The sequence below is a fragment of the Bacteroidota bacterium genome (assembly GCA_030706565.1).
Lineage (GTDB): Bacteria > Bacteroidota > Bacteroidia > Bacteroidales > JAUZOH01 > JAUZOH01.
On record JAUZOH010000467.1, the window covers coordinates 1 to 2,754 of the forward strand.

At 38.9% G+C, this 2,754-nt stretch carries 2 protein-coding genes; both read left to right on the plus strand.

Features of this window, described 5'->3' with window-relative positions:
• Positions 1–211, plus strand: a 211-nt coding sequence (locus tag Q8907_15620; protein MDP4275699.1) for a type IX secretion system membrane protein PorP/SprF, incomplete at its 5' end; no start/stop codon positions are given.
• A gap of 141 nt (positions 212–352) precedes the next feature.
• Positions 353–2,754: SusC/RagA family TonB-linked outer membrane protein (locus Q8907_15625; GenBank protein ID MDP4275700.1), on the plus strand; the 2,402-nt coding region annotated here is incomplete at its 3' end.

Here is a 2,754-nt window from a genome sequence, read left to right on the forward strand (position 1 = left end):
CAATTTTTTTGCTCTTGGCGCTTCCTATAGAAGTTTGTCCTCGGTAAATTTATTTGGGGAAATAAAAATCAGTTCAAGGTTTTCCCTGGGTTATGCCTATGAATATACTACAACCGATTTGCAAAAATTTAATTCAGGCACACACGAAATAATGCTGCGTTTTGATGTTGGCAATTCTAAATCGAAAGTAGTAACTCCACGGTATTTTTGACGAATCCTCAGTTTTTTAAATAGTTAGAGAATAAAGTTATATATAAAAATATTTTAAAAAATATTGTTTAACCCAACTTTTTTTTTTGTTAAATTTAACTTATTAACTAAACCAACTATTTTATTATTTAAATTATTACCTATGAAGAAACAAAGTCCAATTTTTAAAAAAGCGTTGTTTTTGTTTATGGCTCTTTCATTCATTGGAATGTCGTGGGCGCAAACGAAATCAATCAGTGGCACGGTAAAAAATGCCACAGGAGAACCTGTTGTCGGGGCTACGGTGACTGTAAAAGGTACAACCATCGGGACAGTTACTGACGCCAATGGGGTATTTAATCTGAATGCTCCGGCCCAAGCAAAAACTCTTGAATTTACTTCTATAGGATTTCAAAAAGAGGAAGTAGAAATAAAGGGTGCTGTCATTGATGTTGTATTGCGTGAAAGTTCCAAAATGCTGGATGAAGTAATTGTTATCGGTTACGGAACGGTCAAAAAAAGCGATCTGACCGGTTCTGTATCATCCATGAATTCGGGAGATGTTGTTCAAAAAGGGACTCTGAATGTTGTAAGTGCTATTCAGGGCTCTGTTGCCGGGGTACAGATTCAACAATCTTCTTCCAGGGCTGGAGCTTCTTACAATATAACTGTCCGCGGACAAAATTCGGTTTCGGGGACTACTACACCTCTTTATGTCGTCGATGGGGTTATCACCTCGAACATTGATTTTTTAAATCCTCAGGATATTGAAAAAATTGATGTCTTAAAAGATGCCTCCTCTACAGCTATTTATGGTTCCCGTGGATCTCATGGCGTAGTTATTGTGCAAACCAGATCGGGTAAGTCGGTACAGGGAATTTCAAAACCCGTTATTTCCTATAATGGCTATTACGGGATTAGCAAAATTACCCGTATGCCTGATTTTATGGATACCCGTGAATGGATGAAATACCGTATTCTGAATTATCAATATACTTCCGATGCCAATAATGACGGAGTAATTGAAATTGCTACCTCTGATTTGAAAAATGTCTGGATGGGAGGGATACAATTACGGGACCTCAATGACGGGAAAGGTTTGCAGCCTGTTTATGCAGACGGAACTTTCGGGGGCAGCAAATGGTTGCTCGACCGTTATCTAGCCAATACAAGTACCGATTGGGTCGGTCTGGTGACTCAAAAGGGGGTTCAGGAAAACCATTATATTGATATTTCAGGAAGTACCAGGGATATAGCTTATGTGGTCGGCGTTGGATACCAAAATGAAAAAGGGGTGTTCGTTAACGACAGTTATCAGCGGTACAACCTGAAAGGAAGTGTAAATGCTAATTTGAGCGACAAATGGTCTACCGGATTTAATATCAGTACGGGATACTCAACACAGGAAACAGGCAGTGACAATGCCATGCTAAGTGCATTTCGTATGAGCCCGATTGTGGCTGCCTATACCAATGGCAATCTTGATCCTGCATTAAATCATCTGATTGGGGATGTTATTGTTGTCCCCGGAAAAACTACAGAAACTTTAAAAGATGCCAATGGTAATGCTATTTTCCCAAATTCTATCGGCTCTGGTGGTTTTACTTCTTCTATTAATCCTTTAATTGATCTGGCCAGTACCTCGAACAATACCAAAAAGATTGTAGCCCTGGGAAGTGCTTATTTACAATTCATTCCATTTAAAAACCTGATTTTAAAAACTACTATTTCTCCCAGCATAACCAGTTATCGTACCGGGCTTTATAAAAGTACCCTGGCTGAAGGAAATTATGACAATCCTTTAACTACTGCCGTTGAAAATGATGCAAAGGCAAATGTCGAAAATTTTACCTATTATAATTATACCTGGGACAATCAAGTGAATTATAAATTTACCCTGAACAATGATCATAACTTTGATTTGATGGGATTATTCAGCCTGTATTCTGAAAATTCAGAGGATTACAACACCAATACTGCAGGATATAATTATAATTATGAGTGGTACAATTTAGGGACTGCTACCAATACGGCAAATACGAAATTGACCAGCTATTATTCCGAAGCATCCATGGTGTCTTATGCTGCAAGGGCAAATTATTCCTATAAAGGGAAATATCTTGCAACCGCTTCGATCAGGGAAGATGGTTCCTCCAAGCTGGCCGAGGGCCATAAATGGGCATCCTTCCCTTCAGCTTCGGTTGCCTGGAGGGTTTCTGAAGAATCCTTTATGGAATCGTTTAAAAATATTCTTTCTAATTTAAAGTTCCGTTTAAGTTTGGGTTATACCGGTAATAATAATATCAACCCCTTTCTCACCCAGTTGCTTGCTAACAAGTCTACTTATTACAATTTCGGATCAACCGATGCTTTGGGCGTAGGAATTGGTTCTCTTGTCAGTCAGGAGTTAACCTGGGAAAAAACCCGTGAGTTTAATTTGGGTATAGATATGGGTTTTTTGAATAACCGGATTGATATGACCGTGGATCTGTATAACCGTTTATCTACAGGATTGTTACAGAACCGAACTTTGCCGCTTGAATCAGGTGGTGGAACAATGACCGA